This window comes from Thalassospira profundimaris WP0211 (genome assembly GCF_000300275.1).
GTDB lineage: Bacteria > Pseudomonadota > Alphaproteobacteria > Rhodospirillales > Thalassospiraceae > Thalassospira > Thalassospira profundimaris.
This window is the reverse complement of the sequence record NZ_AMRN01000003.1, coordinates 359,114-378,795: the sequence shown is the minus strand read 5'-3', so window position 1 is coordinate 378,795 and position 19,682 is coordinate 359,114. Positions and strand designations below refer to the sequence as shown.

17 protein-coding genes and 1 pseudogene are annotated in these 19,682 nt (G+C 56.1%); 9 read left to right on the top strand and 9 right to left on the bottom strand.

What is annotated here, in order from left to right; genetic code table 11:
* Positions 1-5: 5 nt before the first annotated feature.
* The 3 genes from TH2_RS08460 to TH2_RS08450 all read left to right on the top strand — a co-directional run bounded on the left by TH2_RS08460 (position 6) and on the right by TH2_RS08450 (position 2,730).
* A complete protein-coding gene (locus TH2_RS08460; RefSeq protein ID WP_008890000.1) occupies positions 6-608 on the top strand; it encodes a nucleotidyltransferase family protein in 603 nt (200 codons plus the stop codon).
* Between the two features lie 98 nt (positions 609-706).
* The gene (locus tag TH2_RS08455) at positions 707-1,387 is read left to right on the top strand and encodes a response regulator transcription factor (protein ID WP_008889999.1); all 681 of its coding nucleotides are present in this window, start codon (positions 707-709) and stop codon (positions 1,385-1,387) included.
* A 5-nt stretch (positions 1,388-1,392) separates the two neighbouring features.
* Positions 1,393-2,730 carry a sensor histidine kinase gene (locus TH2_RS08450; RefSeq protein ID WP_008889998.1) on the top strand — a complete coding sequence of 446 codons (1,338 nt, stop codon included), beginning with the start codon at positions 1,393-1,395 and terminating at the stop codon, positions 2,728-2,730.
* A gap of 52 nt (positions 2,731-2,782) precedes the next feature.
* Here the strand turns inward: TH2_RS08450 and TH2_RS08445 are convergent, their stop codons facing one another.
* The 4 genes from TH2_RS08445 to TH2_RS08430 all read right to left on the bottom strand — a co-directional run bounded on the left by TH2_RS08445 (position 2,783) and on the right by TH2_RS08430 (position 8,728).
* Positions 2,783-4,003, bottom strand: coding sequence for an amidohydrolase family protein (locus TH2_RS08445; RefSeq protein ID WP_008889997.1), 1,221 nt, complete (start codon positions 4,001-4,003; stop codon positions 2,783-2,785).
* Positions 3,996-6,560, bottom strand: a complete 2,565-nt coding sequence (locus tag TH2_RS08440) for a branched-chain amino acid ABC transporter ATP-binding protein/permease (RefSeq protein WP_008889996.1) — start codon at positions 6,558-6,560, stop codon at positions 3,996-3,998. The genes TH2_RS08445 and TH2_RS08440 overlap by 8 nt, the downstream gene beginning before the upstream one ends.
* Entirely contained in the window at positions 6,560-7,435 is an 876-nt protein-coding gene (locus tag TH2_RS08435; RefSeq protein WP_040823102.1) for a branched-chain amino acid ABC transporter permease, read from the bottom strand. Before TH2_RS08435 ends, TH2_RS08440 begins: the two co-directional genes overlap by 1 nt.
* A gap of 105 nt (positions 7,436-7,540) precedes the next feature.
* A complete protein-coding gene (locus tag TH2_RS08430) occupies positions 7,541-8,728 on the bottom strand; it encodes an ABC transporter substrate-binding protein (RefSeq protein WP_008889994.1) in 1,188 nt (395 codons plus the stop codon).
* Between the two features lie 270 nt (positions 8,729-8,998).
* Here TH2_RS08430 and TH2_RS08425 point away from each other — a divergent pair, with 270 nt between their 5' ends.
* On the top strand, positions 8,999-9,424 hold the full coding sequence (locus TH2_RS08425; RefSeq protein WP_008889993.1) for a nuclear transport factor 2 family protein: 426 nt from the start codon (positions 8,999-9,001) through the stop codon (positions 9,422-9,424).
* A 107-nt stretch (positions 9,425-9,531) separates the two neighbouring features.
* Here TH2_RS08425 and TH2_RS08420 read toward each other — a convergent pair whose 3' ends face one another.
* Positions 9,532-10,245: a GntR family transcriptional regulator gene (locus TH2_RS08420; protein WP_008889992.1), complete on the bottom strand. Its 714-nt coding sequence runs from the start codon at positions 10,243-10,245 to the stop codon at positions 9,532-9,534.
* Positions 10,246-10,385: 140 nt separating this feature from the next.
* Here TH2_RS08420 and TH2_RS08415 point away from each other — a divergent pair, with 140 nt between their 5' ends.
* A complete protein-coding gene (locus tag TH2_RS08415; RefSeq protein ID WP_008889991.1) occupies positions 10,386-11,978 on the top strand; it encodes a gamma-glutamyltransferase family protein in 1,593 nt (530 codons plus the stop codon).
* An 18-nt stretch (positions 11,979-11,996) separates the two neighbouring features.
* Here the strand turns inward: TH2_RS08415 and maiA are convergent, their stop codons facing one another.
* The 3 genes from maiA to hmgA all read right to left on the bottom strand — a co-directional run bounded on the left by maiA (position 11,997) and on the right by hmgA (position 15,133).
* The gene (gene maiA / locus TH2_RS08410) at positions 11,997-12,656 is read right to left on the bottom strand and encodes a maleylacetoacetate isomerase (RefSeq protein WP_157193939.1); all 660 of its coding nucleotides are present in this window, start codon (positions 12,654-12,656) and stop codon (positions 11,997-11,999) included.
* A 21-nt stretch (positions 12,657-12,677) separates the two neighbouring features.
* Complete coding sequence (locus TH2_RS08405) at positions 12,678-13,697, bottom strand: fumarylacetoacetate hydrolase family protein (RefSeq protein WP_008889989.1); 1,020 nt, start codon at positions 13,695-13,697, stop codon at positions 12,678-12,680.
* 65 nt (positions 13,698-13,762) lie between these two features.
* On the bottom strand, positions 13,763-15,133 hold the full coding sequence (hmgA, locus tag TH2_RS08400) for a homogentisate 1,2-dioxygenase (protein WP_008889988.1): 1,371 nt from the start codon (positions 15,131-15,133) through the stop codon (positions 13,763-13,765).
* Between the two features lie 80 nt (positions 15,134-15,213).
* Here hmgA and TH2_RS08395 point away from each other — a divergent pair, with 80 nt between their 5' ends.
* The gene (locus TH2_RS08395; protein ID WP_008889987.1) at positions 15,214-15,642 is read left to right on the top strand and encodes a MarR family winged helix-turn-helix transcriptional regulator; all 429 of its coding nucleotides are present in this window, start codon (positions 15,214-15,216) and stop codon (positions 15,640-15,642) included.
* Between the two features lie 10 nt (positions 15,643-15,652).
* On the opposite strand, the gene TH2_RS08390 is transcribed toward TH2_RS08395, so the two are convergent.
* Positions 15,653-16,495: an IclR family transcriptional regulator gene (locus TH2_RS08390; protein WP_008889986.1), complete on the bottom strand. Its 843-nt coding sequence runs from the start codon at positions 16,493-16,495 to the stop codon at positions 15,653-15,655.
* 203 nt (positions 16,496-16,698) lie between these two features.
* Between TH2_RS08390 and TH2_RS08385 the strand changes: the two genes are divergently transcribed.
* From TH2_RS08385 to TH2_RS08375, 3 genes and pseudogenes are all read left to right on the top strand, one after another.
* Positions 16,699-17,757, top strand: a complete 1,059-nt coding sequence (locus TH2_RS08385; RefSeq protein ID WP_008889985.1) for a TRAP transporter substrate-binding protein — start codon at positions 16,699-16,701, stop codon at positions 17,755-17,757.
* The gene (locus TH2_RS08380) at positions 17,754-18,290 is read left to right on the top strand and encodes a TRAP transporter small permease (RefSeq protein ID WP_008889984.1); all 537 of its coding nucleotides are present in this window, start codon (positions 17,754-17,756) and stop codon (positions 18,288-18,290) included. Before TH2_RS08385 ends, TH2_RS08380 begins: the two co-directional genes overlap by 4 nt.
* Positions 18,290-19,602: pseudogene (locus tag TH2_RS08375) on the top strand (TRAP transporter large permease). Before TH2_RS08380 ends, TH2_RS08375 begins: the two are co-directional and overlap by 1 nt.
* Positions 19,603-19,682 lie beyond the last annotated feature (80 nt).

The following is a 19,682-nucleotide window of genomic DNA, read 5'->3' as shown; positions in this document are numbered from 1 at the left end:
CCTTGATGATGACGTCACGCACAGACATCCCGAAACCGAAACTGGCCACACTTCTTCTGGCGGCCGGGGAAAGTGCGCGCTTTGGCGGGCGTAAGCAGCTTGCCGATATCAATGGCAAACCCATGATCGAACACGCGCTTGATGCCCTGTCAGGGATGCCAACATCAGACACCTTTGTGGTTCTTGGTGCCTATGGCGATGAAATCGCGCCGTGTCTTGATAGTGGCGTGACGATTATCACCAACGAAAAGTGGGCCACGGGGATGGGAAGCTCGATTGCGTGCGGCATGACGAAAATCGCACGCAACGGCGGGTATGATGGTGTTCTGATTGCCCTGTGTGATCAGGTCAATCTGACCGGCGATGATTACACCCGATTGATCACGGCCTTTGACGGCAAACAGATTGTCGCAACCCGGCACCAAGATGGGCTGGGCGTGCCTGCCATTTTTCCAAAATCTGTCTTTGATGATCTGCAAGGCCTTGCCGGGCCGATTGGCGCGCGCAAAATCATCGACAGCCATGCCGATAACGTGACCGCCCTATCACTTGTAAATGCCGCACTTGATATCGATACCCAAGATGATCTGAAACAAGTGACAGACTAACCGACCTTATGTGCCAAACCGGGCAGCGGGGTGTTTCCTGCTGACCCGTCGGCTGAATTGCGGCATGCTTGCATGTCTTGAAAAACGAGATGACGTGAATGAAAGCAACCGCCCACATCATGGTCCTTTTGGTCGAGGACAACATGGATATCGCCGCCACCGTCAGTGACTATCTGACGATTGAAGGCGTTGAATGCGACCATGCCTATGATGGTGAAACCGCCTATCAGATGGCGCTGACCGGCGAATATGACGTCATCCTGCTTGATCTAATGTTGCCATTCCGTGATGGCATCAGCATCTGCAAGGCGCTGCGCGACGAAGGGGTGGACACCCCGGTTCTTATGCTGACCGCGCGCGATACACTTGATGACAAGATCGAAGGGTTCCACGCCGGGGCGGACGATTATCTGGTCAAACCGTTTGAGCTTGAAGAGCTTCTTTTGCGCACGCGGGTTTTGTCGCGTCGGCGCAGTGGCGAGGTCAGGCGTTTCTCGCTTGGTGACCTGCTTATTGATTTTGAAAACCGTTCCGTGGTGCGGGCTGGTCAGAATATCAGTGTATCGCCAACGGGTTGGACCATTTTGGAAGTTCTCGCGCAAAACAGTCCGCAGGTTGTAACCCGTTCTCGTTTGTCGATGGCACTCTGGCAAGGCGATCCACCTGATACCAATGCGCTGAAGACACATCTTTACAAACTGCGTCATCGGATCGACAAACCGTTTGAGCAAAATCTGATTCACACCATTCCGGGCCAGGGCGTGGCCCTTCGCGAGTAGCCGCTATGAGCACATGTTGCGCACCCAAAACCCGATCCTTTTCCCGCTTTGTGCGCAATTACGTGCTGCTGGGTCTGGTGATTACGCTCGTGCTTTATACGGTGGTCGTCAATTTCTACATGCTGTATGGCAAGTGGATGGTGGCGTCCTTCCAGCTTCAGGTCATTGCCGAACAATATGACAATGAACTGGCCGAAAACCCAGAAGCCGCCTTGCCCAAGGGTTTCAATATTGAAACCTTCACCGGTTTTGATCAGTTGCCGGCGGAATTGCGCGCGCACGCAACACCGGATGATCTTGAGATTGGCGAGCTTTTCTATATCAACACCGACAAATACGCCGCCGAAGAAAACCCGGAAAACCCGGTCTTTCTGGTCTTTCCCTATCAGCTGCGCAATGGGGATGACATCCTGATCCTGCAGACCTATCACGCCGGGGATGAAGACAGCATCTATTTCGTGCGCCTGCACAAGCTGGCTCTGCTGTCGATCCCGTTTGCCATGGCGGTGGTCGGCATCTTTGCCTGGTTCCTGTGGGTGATTGGCAAACGCCTGACCAAGCCATCCGAGAACCTTCAGAACTGGGCCAACAATCTGACGGCAGATAACCTGCGCGAGCCGATCCCGGATTTCGGGTTTGAAGAGCTGAATGACGTTGCCCACGAACTGCATCGATCTGTTGATCAGATCGACAAATTCGTTGCCCGTGAACGTGAATTCCTCCGTCAGGCCAGCCACGAGTTGCGCACGCCTGTTACCATCGTTTCGGGCAATGTCGAACTTCTGGAAAAAAGCCCGCTTAACGCAACGCAGGCACGCGTTATGGCCCGCATCAAACGGGCCAACCGCAATATGCAGCAATTGCTTGAAACCCTGTTGTGGCTGGGCCGTGACAATGCACCGCTTGGCCACACCGAAACGATTAACATCAGCGCCTTCATCGAACAGGAAATCAGTGATCTTTCCTATCTGATGGAGGGCAAACACGTCAGTTGTGCGTTTGAACCTGACAGCCGCGAAACCGAGATCGCGACCTCGCGCGCGGCACTGATGATTGTGGTGTCCAACCTGATCCGAAATGCGTTCCAGCACACACCAAAGGGCGAGGTCAAGATCACACTTTCCGGCACGCAGATCTGTGTCGAGAACGCCATCCTGACCTGCAATGGCCAATGCACGATGCCACAGGGCGAAGGCATTGGCCTGCAACTCGTCCGGCGTATTTGTGAACGTCTTGACTGGACCTGCACGCTTACGCATCTGCCCAATGGCGGCATGTCGGTTTGCCTGGATCCCGGCGCCGAAACGCGGGTTGAGCGCAAACCCGAACTGGTTGAAAACTAATCCTCAGACAAAAAAGGGCAGCTTATCCGCTGCCCTTTTTTATTTGTCTGGCTTATGGCCGAAACAGCTTTGCCGCCGGATGTTCAAACGTTACCCGACCATCCTTCATACCCCAGATCGGGAGACTGATTTCTGAGACCACTTGTGCGCGGCTTTGGGCGGGCAGGACGATGAAGCTTGCGGCTTCGCCAACCGCGATTTTGTTGGATCGGCCGAGAAGTTTGGCCGGGGCGTCGGACACCATGGCAAAGCAGTTTTCAAGTTCGGCCTCGGTCGCGAGCTGACTGACATTGGCGTAAAGATTTGCCATGCGCGAAAGTGAACAGTCCCCATAGGGCGTAAACGGGTTCAGCACATTATTGGTCGCAATCGTGCAGCAAACACCATGGGCGGCAAGCTTGTGCGCAGGCGCGACACCGCAGGGTACGGAATGATCATGATCGCGCCCGGTCAGGAAAAGGTCGGTTGCGGGCAACACGGTCAGGCCGATCCCGGCATCGCGCATAATCGCAATCGTGTCTTCAAGTTCGGGTTTGGGCAAGACCGACAGTTTGGTCACATGCCCGATCATCACCCGGCCCTGCCAGCCAAAGGCGATGGATTGCTTGGCAACTTCGTCAAGATGCCGCCAGCTGGCATCGAGATCGAAATCAAGATGGAAATCCAGATCGACATCATAGTCGCGCGCCATTTCAAACAGACGCAGGATCTGGCCATGTGGATCGGTATCCATATAGGGACAACCGCCCAGTAGATCGGCACCGTTATCCAATGCTGCGCGCAACAGCTCCTCGGTGCCGGGATAGTTAAACAGGCCTTCCTGGGGGAAAACGCAAATCTCGATATCCATTGCCCAGGCATAGTCGGCCTTAAGCCGCTTGATGGCGTTAAAGCCCGCCAAGCCGATGCCCGGATCAATTTCGACATGGGTGCGCACCGCATTGGTGCCCTCAGTAATTGCCTTTTCAATCACGCGGGCACCGCGGGCGTAAATGTCATCCTCGGTAAAGCCGCTTTTGGCGTTGGCGACGGCACTGATCGCGCCCTGAAGCGTGCCGGTTTCGTTTTTGGCACGGTCAAGAATGCAGGCCTTATCAAGGTGAATGTGGCTTTCCACAAAGCCGCAGCTGATCAGCTGGCCAGCTGCATCAAAGCTTGGCGCATCGCCGGCAATTGATTGGGCGATCTCGACAATTTTTCTATCCGCCACGGCAAGATCGACAAGCGTATTCTCACCAGTCAGGCAGGCGTTCCTCACCAGATAATCAAGCATTCTCATGTGTTTCCTGTTTTGGTTTCTTATCGCCTTGTTCCGAGCCCCCCAGATAGGCGGTAATCAGGCGTTCATCTTTTCTCAGCTCGGATGCCTTGCCCTTGGCAACCACCTGCCCCTGTTCAAGGACATATGCATAATCAGCTACCGAAAGCGCCATGGTCGCCATCTGATCGACCAGAAGGATGGTGACACCCTCATCGCGCAATTCGCCGAGAATGGCATAAAGTTCCTCGACCATGGCAGGCGCCAGACCAAGAGATGGTTCATCAAGCAACAGCGCCTTTGGCTTGGCGACCAGACCACGGGCAATTGCCATCATTTGCTGTTCGCCGCCGGACAAAAGACCCGCCGGGCTGTTGATGCGATCGCGCAGACGCGGGAAGCGGTTCAGGATGGCTTCAAGTTCTTCCGAACTGACAGGTTTGGGTTGCTTATAGGCCCCCAGTTCGATGTTTTCGCGGACCGTCAGCTCCGGGAAGACCTGACGGCCTTCGGGCACCAGAACCAAGCCCTGTTCGACGATCTGATGCGGGGCAAGATCATGGATGTATTCGTTATTGAGAACGATCTTGCCATCCACCGGGCGCAGCAACCCGGCCAGTGCGGTCAGGAAGGTCGACTTGCCCGCACCGTTTGCCCCCAGCAGTGCAACCATTTCGCCCTGACGGACCTTAAGATCAATGGAATGCAGAACAGGCGCGGCGCCGTAGCCAGCCGTTAAACGCAGGGTTTCAATCACCGGGGAGTCCCCGGCCTCAAACGGGATCGGGCGCGGGCGGGCCTTCATTTCGCCGTCGCCAAGATAAGCGGCGATAACCTGCGGGTCGTTTTGCACGGCCTGCGGGGTGTCAAAGATGATCGCGGTGCCGGCATCCACGGCCAAAATCTGATCGGAAATGCCCATGACCATTTCCATGTCATGTTCGACCAGCACCACCGTAATCCCGGCATCGGCCAGTTGGCGCAGCAATTTCGCCAGTGACACCTTATCGGCATGCATCAGGCCAGCAGCCGGTTCATCCAGCAATAACACACCGGGTTTGGTCGCAAGCGACCGGGCAATTTCAACAAGCCTGCGATCAACATGCGGCAGGTCACCGGCACGGGCATCAATATCGCCATGATAGCCACAAAAGGCCAGAAGCCCGGCGGCATGGTTGCGGTTGCTATCCGACGCAATCGCACTGAACGGCTTGCCAAACCGGCCGACCGGAAGACCGGCAATGACGTTGTCGATCACCGACATGTTTTCAAACAGACGGGTCGCCTGATAGGTGCGCGCAATGCCATTACGCGCAGCAAAATCGGTTGGCTTGCCTGCGATGTCCTGATCCCCAATCCGCACCACACCTTCGGTCGGTTTGTAAAACCCGCTGATGATGTTCAAAAGTGTGGTTTTACCCGCCCCGTTCGGGCCGATGATCGATGTGACATCGCCCGGCTTGGCGGTGAAGGAAACGGCATTGACCGCCTTGACCCCACCAAACGCAATCGACAGGTTTTCAACCACCAGACCATCGGACTTGGCGTAATCCTTAAGCCCTGCCTCGATCTCGTGCGCCGGGGTGGCGGTGACACCGCGTCTGGTCAGCGGGATGAACCGTTCGATCACGCCGACAATCCCGCGCGGTGCAATCAGCAACACGACAATCAAAAGCCCACCAAAAATGAGCAGGCGATATTCGGCAAAATCCGCCAGCAGTTCGGGCAGCAACACCGAAACCGATGCGCCGACCAGCGGGCCAAGCACCGTGCCCGCCCCGCCCAGAATGACGGCAAACAGATACAGGATCGACTGACTAAGCGGGAAGTTTGACGGTGCGATAAACATCATAAGCGGCGCAAACAACGCCCCGGCAAGCCCGGCCATGGCAGCCGCAATGGCAAAGCCCGATGCCTTGACGGCAAAGGCGTTATAGCCAAGCGAACTTGCGGCGATTTCGGCATCGCGCATGCTGGTCATCGCCATGCCCCAGCCACTTGTTGCCAAGCGACGGAAGGCAAAAAGCGCGACCCCGGCCAGCAAGACACACAGCATCACAAGATCGCGTTCGCTAAACATATAGCCAAACAGGTCGGGCATCGGGAAGCCCATCAGGCCGTTTTGCCCACCCGTCAGTGCGCGCCATTCAATCGCGCCATGTTCAACAATAAAGGCGAAGGCAATCGTCACCATGGCCAAGAACGGCCCGGCCATCCGAACCGCCGAAAGTGCCAAGACACAGCCCGCCAAACCGGCAATCACGGTCGATGCAATCAGCGCCATCCAGAAATTAAGCCCGGCCAGCGTCAGGATCGCACTGGCATAGGCCCCGATGGCAAAGAACCCGACCTGCCCCAGCGACACCAGCCCGGTCAGGCCATACAAAACGTTCAGCCCCACACACAGAACCGTAGTGATGGCGACAAGGCCGATGACGAACTGGGTATAGCCGCCCGTGATCGTCACACCGATCAAACCGGCAATGATGGCGGCCAGGATAGTGGCATCAAGGGCGATGGATTTATTGAGTTTGGGCATCGGATTTTTGAATTTGATTTCGCGTTTCATCATCAGACCTTCTTGATCGCAGCACGGCCAAACAGGCCGCTTGGTTTGACGGTCAGAACCGCGATTACAAGCGCGAAGACGACGATGAAGGTGTAGGACGATCCGAGATAGGTGGTTACCCCGGCCTCAACCAGGCCATAGATAAAGCCGGCCAGCATGACGCTATAGGCCGATGTCATGCCGCCCAGAATGGCAACCGCAAAGGCCTTAAGCCCAAAAAGCGTACCCATATCCGAATGCACCGAAAACAGCGGCGCAATCAGAAGCCCGGCACAGCCGGCCAGCATCGATGAAATGGCAAAGGATCCGGTCACCATCAAGGTGGTGTTGATCCCCATCAGCTTGGCTGCCTGAAGGTTTTGGACCACCGCCAAAAGGGCGCGGCCCTGACGGGTATGACGGAACAGGGCATGCAGTGCGAGTGCCACACCAATGGCCGCGACCGGGATCAGGATCTGTTGCGGATAGACACCCGTGCCAAACACGTTCCAGCTTTCACCCACAAGGGCGGATGGCAGGGTGCGCGGTTCGTTACCAAAGGTGAATAGCACCGCGTTATCAAGCAAAATACCGCCGGCGACGGTGGCCATCAGCCAGGCTTCGGAATTGCGAATGGCAAACGGACGGACAAGGAAAAATTCAACCAGAATACCGGCAAGCCCGCAGCACAAAATGGCCAGCGGATAACCGACAATGACCGGAAAACCATATCTTTCGCAGAATACAAAGCCCAGAACAGCGCCCAGCATCACCATCGATCCTTGCGCGAAATTGACCTTGGAGGACACCGAATAGGTGATCTGGAAACCAAGCGCGATCAGCCCGTACATACTGCCCAGACCGATCCCGGTTATCAGAGCTGCGATTAAAAGTGTCATTGCCAGCCGCCTGCTTATGCCGTGCACGTAAGTGCATCATTTAAAATGGATAAATCCCCTGTCGGCGTGCATTGGGGAACACGCCGACAGGGTTGGATAAGTTGCTTATTTGATCGGAATGATCTGGCCTTCGACGAAATGCGCGAAGGTGTAGTCTTCAGGACCAAGCGCATCCTGATCGTCCGGGGTGAACGGCTTGTCATAGGTTTTGATCATGCCTTCGACACCGCTGATTTCGTACATGGCTTCGCGGATGGCCGGACCCTCGGTCGAACCGGCTTTTTCAATGGCGGCTGCAATCAGAAGGGTCGCGTCATAGGCATTGGCAATGCCGGTTGCCGGGGTCACGTCGGCAAGGGTTTCGATCTCCGGGAATTTTTCCTGAAGTTTAACGAACATCGGATTTGCCGGATCGGTGAACAGATAGGTCTGGATGAAGTGGACTTTCTCGCCCGACTTGCCAGCCAGTTCGGTGAAGCGGCCACCGGCCGGACCCCAATGCGATGAAATCGGCACATCCCAGCCCATGCGATCAAGCGACTTGATCACCTGCGCGGTCGGGGCGACGTTGGCAACGACAAACAGGGAATCAGCGCCGTTTTCCTTAAGACGGGTCAACTGTGGGACAACATCGACATCGTTTGATTCAAACTTTTCGATCCCGGCATGTTCCATGCCACGCTTTTCAAGCGCCTTGAGCAGGCCCTTTTCATTCGACTCCCCCCACGGGTTGTTGATCAGGATCATGCCCGGCTTCTTGGCACCGTAATTGGCGATCAGATATTCCGTGATGGCTTCGTCGACATATTCATCAACGGCCGAAACGCGGAAGACATAGTTTTCCTCGGCACCGTTTTTGGTGATCCCGGTTCCGGCAGCCCACGGACCAATGAACGGGATTTTCTGCTGGTTCACATAGGGCACGATGGCAAAGGATACCGGCGTATCAAGGCCGCCAATGATTGCCGCAACGCCTTCGCGCTGGGCCAGTTCACGGGCCGCAACCAGACCCTTGCCCGGGTTGCTTTCATCATCACGCGAAACAAGTTCAAGCGGCTTGCCAAGAACGCCGCCCTCGGCATTGATCTTGTCAATCGCAAGGGTGATGCCGCGGGTAATGGCTTCGCCCGATTTGGCCGACTGACCGCTAAGTGCGGCGACAAGGCCAAGCTTCACAGTGTCTTCTGCACGGGCATCATGGGAAGGCAAGGTGGTGGCGAACATCAGCGCAGCAGCAGCCCCGAGAAGGGCGGCACGCCGCGTTATTTTCCGGAAAGGCGAAGAAATAGGCATGTGAGACTCCCTGATTATGTGTCTGCGTCGTCCGGCGTCGCAAATTGGGCATGCGCACCAAATCGTCACCGCACTGCAGCAAGCGACATGCCAAGAATCACAATCATTCAAAATCAGGGACTTAGGCGTTTTCCCACCGCTTCGGAAAACAGAATTGCCTCATGTATACGCAGATTGCATGCAATTTTTGCATAAAATTAGTGCATGCAAAATTTCTGCACAGCGTTTATGCTGATGCCAGATCAATTCCCGAAACCAGAGGCCTTCCAAATGAGTGACCAAACCGCGGAAAATGTGCTCGATACCCTGCCGCCAGAGGCGCAGACGGTGCGTGATTTTCTTGACGCATCCATGAAGCCAGACCCGGAACTGGCGGCGACATTCATGTCCGATGATGTCGTCATCACCTTTACCGATGGTCAGAAATACGATCATCCAGCGGGCACAACGGCCTTTAACGCCGCGCGTTATAAATGGGTGAAAAAGAAGTTCGGCCAGTTTGATGTCGCCCACACCAACGGCCAGACTGTTGTTTACAGCACCGGGTGGCTTTACGGCGAATGGCCGGACGGCACCCCGTTTGAAGGCAACCGTTATGTCGACCGTTTCGTGATTGAAAACGGCAAGATCATCAAAATGGATGTCTGGAATGAAAGTGCGGAACGCATCCTGATCCGCAAGGGCATCAAGGCTTGAGCCAGACCGGAACCCGAATGATGCAGCCCGAACCAGCCATCTGCCATCCACACGCCACGCACGAAGTCCCGTGTGTGGCTGTTGATATGGCAGTGGTGCGCGCAGACTTAGCTGGTGCCGTCACGCACCTTTTTGGCATAGGGTTCCAGCGCATCAAGATACAAAAGCGGCCCGCTTTCCTTGGTTGTGAACAGGGCTCGGTCGGCAACTGCCGTCAGATGATGGCGCATCAGTTTACGCGCCGCATCTTCGTCGCCCTTGGCCAGGGCCTCGATAATCTGGCGGTGTTCCTGAATGCCGCAATCGGTCGAATGCGGGCGGGCATAAAGCGACAATGTCAGGCCACAGCGATATCCGATCTCCTCGACATAGCGCAGCAAGACCGGGCTTCCGGCAAGGCGGGCGAGCAGGATATGGAATTCGGTGGCAAGACGGATCGAAATCGGTTCGGACGCGTTTTCGGCTTCGACTTCCTTGGCAAGATGGGCTTCAAGTTCGCCGAGAATTTCCGGGCTCATATTCTTGATCACCCGACTGATGACAAGGTCTTCGATCTGGGTGCGGAGCTCAAACAGATCACGCGCCTCTTCAAGGCTGGGCTTGGCAACAGCAGCCCCCTTGTTACGGCGGAGTTCGACCAGCCCTTCGGCGGCAAGCCGTTCAAGCGACTGACGAATAAGGGTGCGGCTGACGCCGAAACGTTCACCAAGGGAATCTTCGGGCAGCTTCATGCCAGGCATCAGAACACGTTCGAGGATTGCCGAACGCAATGCCGAACTGATCATGTCTGTGCGATGCTTTGCCTTGTCCGCTGCTTTCATCCCGATCCGCCAAGTTTCTTGTTTCGATCACTTTATTGCCTGCGCCTGTATAAAGGATTGCATGCAATTTCGCCACAACCGATGCACGCATAACGCTAACCTGTTTGAAATCAATCCTTTTGGCTGAAAGAACCAAGCCCATGACCGACCATCAAACTGCCCCCGAACATCGCGCCATGGTGACAAGCCCCAGCACAGCGGCCAGCGAAGCCGGTGCGCAAGTCTTGCGCGACGGTGGCACCGCGATTGAGGCCGTCGTCGCCACCGCGGCAGTGTTGGCGGTAACATACCCGCATTTCTGCGGCATTGGCGGTGATGCAGTCTGGATGGTTTCAGACAACACGGGCAAGGTGCAGTCTTTCCTGGGTATTGGTCAGGCCGCCGAAAAAGGCGGCAATACAATCACGCCCGGCACGCCCATTCCGCTACGCGGTCCGGGCTCGACCCTGACCACGGCGTGCACGGTAGATTCATGGCAACACGCCCTTGATCATTCGGCAAAGAACTGGGGCGGGACCAAAAGCCTGTCGCAATTGATCGCGCCTGCGATTACGCTTGCGGAAAATGGCTTTGCGATCAGTCCGTCACAGTGTTTCTGGCTTGATTTCCGTAAAGAGGAAATCGCCAATTGGCCGGGCTTTATGGATGTCTTCACCCCGAATGCCAGAATGCCCCATGTCGGCGAAACATTTCATCAGCCGCATCTGGCGCAAAGCCTCAAACGCATTGCCGAATTTGGCGCGCGTGATTTCTATGAGGGCGGGCTTGCCGATCAGATCGTCAAAGGTTTGTCAGCCGTCGGATCGCCGATCACCAAGGGGGATTTGGCAAAAACCCGGACCCGCACGGTGGATGCGGTGTCGCTTGATTATGGGGACGTCACCCTGTTTGCCCCGCCTGCGCCAACGCAAGGATTGGCGACGCTTATGACCATGGGGGTGTTGCGCGAAATGGGCCAAAAGAACTGGGCAGAGGGAACGGCGGATCATTACCATCTGGTGGTCGAGGCCATCAAACGCGCATTCCTGAAACGCGATCAGATCGCCGATCCCGATTTTACCAGCACCGATTTTACGGCCCTTCTGGATCAAGCCGGTCTGGCCGCAGACGCCAAGGATATCTCGCCCAGCAAGGCGCTTGATTGGCCGCATCCGTTCCGGCATGGCGACACGGTGTTTCTGGCCGCCAAGGATGCCAATGGCAATTGCGCCAGTGTGTTGCAAAGCACCTATTTCGATTGGGGCAGCGGGGTTGTCGCGGGCGATACCGGCATTGTCTGGCAAAACCGCGGGGCAGCGTTTAGCACCGATCCGAACCACCCGAATGCCTTCGCACCGGGCAAGCTTCCGTTCTATACGCTTAATCCCGGCATGGCGCTTAAGGGGGGTAAGCCGCATTTGCTGTATGGCACGCAAGGGGCCGATGGACAGCCACAAACCCTTGCTATGCTGTTGACCCACCTGCTTGATTTCGGCCTGTCGCCGACGGACGCACTCGCCAAACCGCGTTTCCTGTTGGGCAAGACGTTTTCAGACACCAATGACAGCCTGAAACTTGAAGTAGATGCCGGGGATGACGTGTTTGACGAACTGGCCGCACGCGGCCACATCCTGCGCGCGATTGAACCGCAAAGTGCGCTTGCCGGTCAGGCGGGGATCATTCGCATTGATGACGATGGTTACGTCGATGGTGCGCATGATCCACGCAGTGACGGCAAGGCGATTGGCGTTTAGAATCTTCGTTCGCTTGGCCTAGCGCGGGCACTGGTCCGGATGGGCGTTGGCGAAGGCTGCAATCGCGTTACAGCGTTGTTCTATCGCGCAAATTCGCGGAAGGTGAGAAAAGCTCACATTCCAGCGGCGCGCGTTATAAAGCTGCGGGATCAGGCAGATATCGGCCATGGATGGGCGGTCGCCGTGGCAGAAATCGCCATGGTTGCCGTCCCCGTCACCGGCCAGCATGGCTTCAAACCCGGCAAGGCCCGATCCGATATATTTCGCCATCCATTCCTGTCGTGCGGCATCGGCGTCATCACCATGCGCCTCGGCAATATCCATCACATGGCGCACCACACCGAGATTACAGACCGGATGGGTATCCATGGCAATCGCATGCGACAGCGCCCGCACCCGTTGGCGGGCCAGCGTTTCGGTCGGCAAAAGCCCCTGCCCCGGCCGGGTTTCATCAAGATATTCGATGATCGAAACCGACTGGGTCATCATGACCCCGTCGATTTCAAGGGCGGGGACAAGGCCTTGCGGATTGCGCACCAGATGCGCGCCGATTTTGTGGCTGCCAGCCAACAGATCAACCGGCACCGTCCGGTACGGAAGGTCGAGCAACCCCAGCGCAATCCGAACGCGATAACTCGCCGAGGATCGCCAATAGTCATACAAAACGATCTCGCTCATGATCTCGCTCATAGTGGGGCCTTATGGTTTGTATTGGCGGACAGTTTGTTCAATCGCGCCAAAGATTGATTGGCCCTTGGCATCGCGCATTTCGATTTTGACGCTGTCGCCAAATTGCAGGAAGGGCGTTACCGCCGAGCCATTTTCAATGGTTTCGATCATGCGGATTTCAGCAATGCAGGAATAACCCGCACCGCCCGCGGCAACCGGTTTGCCCGGTCCACCATCCAGCTTGTTCGATACCGTGCCCGACCCGATGATCGACCCGGCACAGAGCGGACGGGTGCGTGCGGCGTGGGCCACAAGCTGGGCAAAGTCAAAGGTCATATCGATCCCGGCATTGGCACGCCCGAACGGCTTGCCATTGAGATCGACACACAGCGGCAAATGAAGCTTTCCACCATCCCACGCATCGCCCAGTTCATCCGGGGTCACGGCAACCGGGGAAAAGGCCGAAGACGGCTTGGACTGGAAGAAGCCAAATCCTTTGGCCAGTTCGCCGGGGATAAGACCGCGCAGCGACACATCATTGACCAGCATGATCAACCGAATGGCATCACGCGCCTGATCAAGGGTTGCACCCATTGGCACATCATCGGTGATGACGGCAATTTCGCCTTCCATGTCGATGCCCCAGGCGGTATCGCCCATCAGGATATCATCGCGCGGACCAAGGAAGCTGTCCGACCCGCCCTGATACATCAGCGGATCGGTCCAGAAGCTTTGCGGCATTTCGGCACCACGGGCCTTGCGGACCAATTCAACGTGATTGACATAGGCCGATCCATCAGCCCACTGGAACGCGCGCGGCAAGGGTGAATGCGCCTCGGTCTGATCAAATGCAACGCGTTTGGCCGGACCTGATCCGGCTTCGACATCGCCTGCCAGATCCTTGAGGCGCGGGGCAATATTAGCCCAGTTATCAAGCGCGGCCTGAAGGGTTGGCGCAATCGCGCTGGCATCGACATATTCCGACAGGTCCTTGGAAACCAGCACCAGCTGGCCGTCGCGGGTACCATTTTTAAGGGTGGCGAGTTTCATTGTTTTTGTGCCTCCGGCATTCTTTTCGTTAAGTCCTGAGTGATTGTTTTTGGGGTCGCGGTGACTTACGGGCGACCTTCAGGGGTGCCATCGAACTTACGTTCCAGCCCCGACCAACAATCAAGATAATCGTCCTGAAGCGTTTCCAGTTCGGCGGCGAATTTTGTTAATTGCTGCGGATAGCGGGTCTCGAACATGAACGCCATGGTACCATCGAGTTTTTGCGGCCCGAGTTCGGCGTTCGATGCCTTGTCAAACCCGTAGGCATCCGGGCCATGGGCCAGCATCATGTTATGCAGGCTCATGCCGCCGGGGACAAAGCCCTCTTCCTTGGCGTCATACTGGCCGCAAATCAGGCCCATGAATTCCGACATGATGTTGCGGTGATACCAAGGCGGGCGGAAGGTATTTTCGGCCACCATCCAGCGCGGCGGGAAGATCACGAAATCCACATTGGCGGTGCCGGCCTCGTCCGTCGGGGCGGTCATCACGGTAAAGATCGATGGATCGGGATGATCAAACAGGATCGCACCGACCGGCGAGAAGGTCCGAAGATCATATTTGAACGGTGTGTAGTTGCCGTGCCATGCGACGACATCCAGCGGCGAATGGCCGATTTCGGTGACATGGAACTGCCCGCACCATTTGACCAACACCCGACACGGGGTTTCCTTGTCCTCATAGGCGGCCACGGGGGTTTTGAAATCACGCGGATTGGCAAGGCAGTTGGCCCCGATCGGACCGCGTTCGGGCAGGGTGAATTTGGCGCCATAGTTTTCACAGACATAGCCACGTGCGCCACCATCAACCCCGGCCTCAAGGATGCTGACCTTAAATAACATGCCACGCGGAATAAGTGCTATTTCAAGCGGGGCGACATCCATCATGCCAAGTTCGGTGAAGATGCGAAGCGTGCCACTTTCGGGCACGATCAGAAGTTCGCCATCGGCATTGAAGAAATAGTCATCGACCATGTCGGTGTTACAGACATAGACATGGCTTGCCATGCCGGTCTGGGTCATGGCATCGCCCGCAGTTGTGACCGTGCGCATGCCAGAAATGAAATCAACCGCGTCCTTGGGCATCGGCACTGGATCCCAGCGCAACTGACCAAGGGCAAGGCTGTGATCATTCAAACAAGGTGCGGTTTTCCAAAACGGTCGATCAAGGGCGGCAAAGCGCCCGTTATGCTTTACACTTGGGCGAATGCGATACAGCCAGGACCGTTCATTGGTGCCGCGCGGGGCGGTGAAAGGCGATCCTGAAAGCTGTTCGGCATAAAGCCCATAGGCGCATTTTTGCGGGCTGTTTTGCCCCTGGGGCAACGCATCCGGAAGACTTTCGGTTTCAAAATCATTGCCGAAACCGGGCATGTAACGCAGATCGTTGGCACCACCTTTTTCGGCATTTTTGGTCGGCTCATTGTGATCCGTCATTGCCTTTTTCCTCCCAATCTTTGATATAGTTACATTCGTAACTGTAATTTTTGTAACTATCAAACAGCCTTTTGAAGCCAATGAAATCCGAATTCGATCTTCACAGTTTCCTGCCGTTCCTGATGCATCACGCCAGCGAAAAGCTCAGCCTTGGCTTTCGCGATATCTATCGCGACCGATACCGGATGACGCGGTCCGAATGGCGGGTTCTGGCGACACTCGGCCAGTATGGCGCCCTAACCGCGACCGAAATCATGACCCATACCGGACTGCATAAAACCAAGGTTTCGCGGGCTGTCTTTTCCATCGAGAAACGGCGTTGGTTGAAACGGTTTCAGGATGAAAATGACCGCCGTGTGCATCGCCTTGACCTGACTGCGCAGGGAAAATCGGCCTTCACGTCACTCTGTGAGGCGGGCGTCGCCTATGACCGGAAAGTGCGCGATTTTCTGGGCGAAGATGAATTCAAACGTCTTTCAGACCTCCTGAAACGGTTTAACGACCTGTGATCTCAGCCCCCTAGGCCTGATCAGACTCCGCGCGCGGCGTGCCACCCCAACTTTGCGTGAAATCGGCAATGGCACGGGTAAACACATCGAACGCGGGTTGGCCGGGCTGAAAGTAATTGGCATTGGGGTTCATCAACGTGACGCAACAGGCCACCGCCCCATCCAGATTATAAACCGGCGCACTGATCGCCGATAAACCGGGCACGATATCGCCTTCGATCACAGCCGCCCCGCGATGTTTGGTGTCGGCAATCAGCCGTTCCACCGTGGCATCATCCCAATGCAGGATATCCTGTTCGGCCGAAATAACGTGTTCGATCGCGCTGCGCGGCATGCTGGCCAAAAAGGCCTGCCCGGTCGCAGAGCGCAAAAGCGGCATGACGGTTCCAAGCCCCATGGTCGATATGATCGGCGGGCCACCATGTTCGGTGCGGATCAGGACCGGACCACGTTCCCCCCAGATCGCCAGATGCCCAGATGATCGCAACTCAATCGCCAGATTGCGCAACAGCCGACCGGCGCGCATCACCACATCATTGCGTTCAATCGCCGAAACACCCATGCGCAACGCCATCGGACCAAGACCATACAGCCCCGTCTGGTCATCCTGCCAGGCAAGGCCAATGCGCACCAGACTGGCAAGATAGCGATGGACCTTGGCCGCGGGCATAGAAACCGCGTCTGCAAGGTCCTTTAACGGCACCGGGAATTTGAAATCGCACAAGGCGGCAATAATGACGCCACTGACCTCGACCGACTGAATGCCTTTGCGCTTGTCAGCGGCATCAACCACGTCGGCGATGTCATGTTCGGTTTCGCTATCCGGGATATTTTTGGGCGAGGCTTTGGTCAAAATTTACCTGCATAAATTTCATATTGCGTAATTGATTATATATATCATAATTCCAATTCAAAGAAAAAACAGCATTCCAGGCGCGATCCCAGACTGCCATCCCGGACATGTACAGGCTGATGGCAACTGCACAGCAATCGCTTGGCCCGAAGCAGGTCAGACGCAAGACCAAATGAACGACTTAAAAAAACAGGGAGACATCCGTGAAACATCCTAATCTTCGTAAAACGCTGCTTGGTCTTATGACCGGCGCAACCATTCTGGCCGGTGCCGGTATCGCGCATGCGGCCGACATCACCCTTAAGGTCAGTCACTATCTGCCGCCAAGCCACGGCTTCCAGAAAGACTTCCTTGAAAGCTGGGGACAGCAACTGTCGGAAAAAACCGGCGGCAAAGTCGAAGTCGAGATCTATGACGCCACGTCGGCCTTTGGCAAAATCGACCGTCAGGCCGATCAGGTGCGCGCGGGCGTTATGGATATGGCCGTGGGCCTTAATGGCATTCCGCGTGACCGTTACCCGGCTGCCTCGGTGATTGAACTGCCGTTTTTGGTGAAATATGCCGATTCCGGGTCGGAAACCCTGTGGCAGCTCTACAAGGAAGGCCTTCTTGGCAGTGACTATCAGGACTTCAAGGTCCTTGGCCTGTTTACCCATCCGGGTGGCCTGATCCACACCCTTGATACACCGGTCAGATCGCTTGAGGATCTTAAGGGCCTGCGTCTTCGCACGCCAAGCCCGGCGATTTCGGCAATGCTGGAATCCTTTGGGGCATCCCCAGTCGGCCTGCCGCCTTCGGCCATCTACGAAAACCTTGAAAAAGGCAATATCGAAGGTCTGGTTGCCACCTGGGATCTGGTCAATGCGGTCAAGGCCAATGAACTTTTGAAATATCACACCGATGCTGCGGCCTACATCGCCGGCTTCTATTTCGTCATGAATCAGAAAAAATATGACAGCCTGCCCGACGAAGTGCGGGCCGCAATTGACGAAATTTCCGGCGATGTCCTTGTCGGGAAATTCGGCGACTGGTGGGACAAATGGGAAGCAGTTGGCAAGGCCGATGCGGAAAAACACGGCAATGAAATCATCACGATTGATGACGCCACCCGTGCGGAATGGCAGGAAGCATCCCAGCCGATGATCAAGGAATACCTTGCCAGCCTGAAGGAAAAAGGCGTCTCAGACCCCGAGGCCGTCTATGCGCGCGCGCAGGAACTTATCGCGGAATTTGATGCCAAATATCACGCTGGCGACAAATGACCCAACCGACTGAAAACTTTGGTGGATCGCGGCTTTATGCCGCGGTTCACCGCACTGACCGCTTTATGAACAGACTGACCGACATTCTGGCTTTTGTCGGCATGGCCGCCCTGATCGGTGCGATTGCCATTGTGGTTGTCGACATCATCTGGCGGCGCATTGGCGGCCAATCGATGGTGGGCGCGGTTGACCTGACCCAGTTTTGTGTCATGGCGGCGGCATCCTGGGCGATCCCCTATGCGTTTAGCGCCCATGCCCATGTCACGGTCGACCTGGTCGGCAAGAACCATCTTCGTTTCCTGTTTCGCATCATCGACACCCTGATCCCGCTTCTGTGTGCCGGGTTGATGGCGTTCCTGTTTTACCTGTCATGGGGACGCGCGATGGAACAATGGAGCTATGGCGATGTGTCGCAGAACCTTGAGATCCCGATGATCCTGTTCTGGGGCTTCCTTCTCAGCGGCATGGCGATATCGACAGTGGTCTGTCTTGTCCATTTTCTGAAAATGCTTTTAACGAACGAGAATAACTGATGGCGACGGAATGGGCGGGATTGATCGGGTTTGTTGCAGCACTTGCACTGGCCCTTCTGCGTGTACCGGTTGCTGTTGCGATGGCGGTGGTTGGTATTATCGGAACGCTGCTTTTGACCGACTGGATGTCGGCAAGCTATGTGATGGCAAGCCTGCCGTTTGAGGCGATCTTCCCCTATGGCCTTTCGGTGGTGCCGCTGTTCATTTTCATGGGCGTGTTCGCATCGCACTCAGGCCTTTCAAGCAACCTGTTTCGCGGTATCACGGCGTTTTCCGGACATCGTCCGGGCGGACTTGCCGCATCAAGCATCGCGCCAGTGCGGTGTTTGGCGCGATTTGCGGATCGTCGCTTGCGACCTGTGCGACCATGGGCCGTGTGGCACTGCCTGAAATGCGTCAACGCGGCTATGCCAAAAGTCTTGCCGGGGCATCGATTGCGGCGGGCGGTACACTGGGCGTTCTCATTCCGCCATCGATCCTGCTGGTGATTTACGCGCTGATGACCGAACAATCGATTGGCGCATTGTTTGCCGGTGCGATGATCCCGGGTCTGTTGGCGACGGTTCTTTATATCGCCTCGATCCGTATTCAGGTGATGCGCGATCCGTCGCTTGCGCCGGTCAGCACTTATGTGCCCTGGTCGCGACGCTGGGGCGCGTTGCTGCAAATGTGGGATGCGGTCCTTTTGATCGCCTTGGTGATTGGCGGTATTTATGCCGGCCTGTTTTCCCCGACCGAGGCCGCGGCCGTTGGCGCGGGGGCAGCGTTGCTGTTCGCCTTTATGCGCAAACGCCTGACCTGGAGCGTTTTGCGCACCGGTATTCGCGAAACGGCCGGCATGACCGGGATGATTTTCCTTATTCTGGTGGGGGCGGCACTTTTCAATTTCTTCATTGAAACCAGCGGACTGACCCAGACCTTGGTCGACTGGATCACCACACAGGGCTATTCGCCAATTGTCGTTTTGATCGCGCTTCTGGTGTTTTATGTCGTACTGGGGTGCTTCATGGACAGTCTGTCCATGATCCTTCTGACCGTTGTTCCGGCCTATGGCGTGATTACCGGGGTCGGCTATGACCCGATCTGGTTTGGTGTTGTTCTGGTATCGGTTGTTGAAATCGGCCTGATCACCCCGCCAATTGGCATGAACCTCTTTATCATTCAGGGCGTTTCACCGGACATGAAGATCACGACCCTTGCACGCGGTATCCTGCCATTTCTGGCGGCTGACTTTGTGCGGGTGATCCTGATGATCGCAATCCCGGGGCTGGTTTTGTGGTTGCCGCATATGCTGGGATTTGGTGCCTATTGATTGGTCCCACGGTAAAAAACGAAGCCCCGGAACAGGCAGAACCTGTTCCGGGGCTTTTGCGTTTCTGACCTCAATGGCGC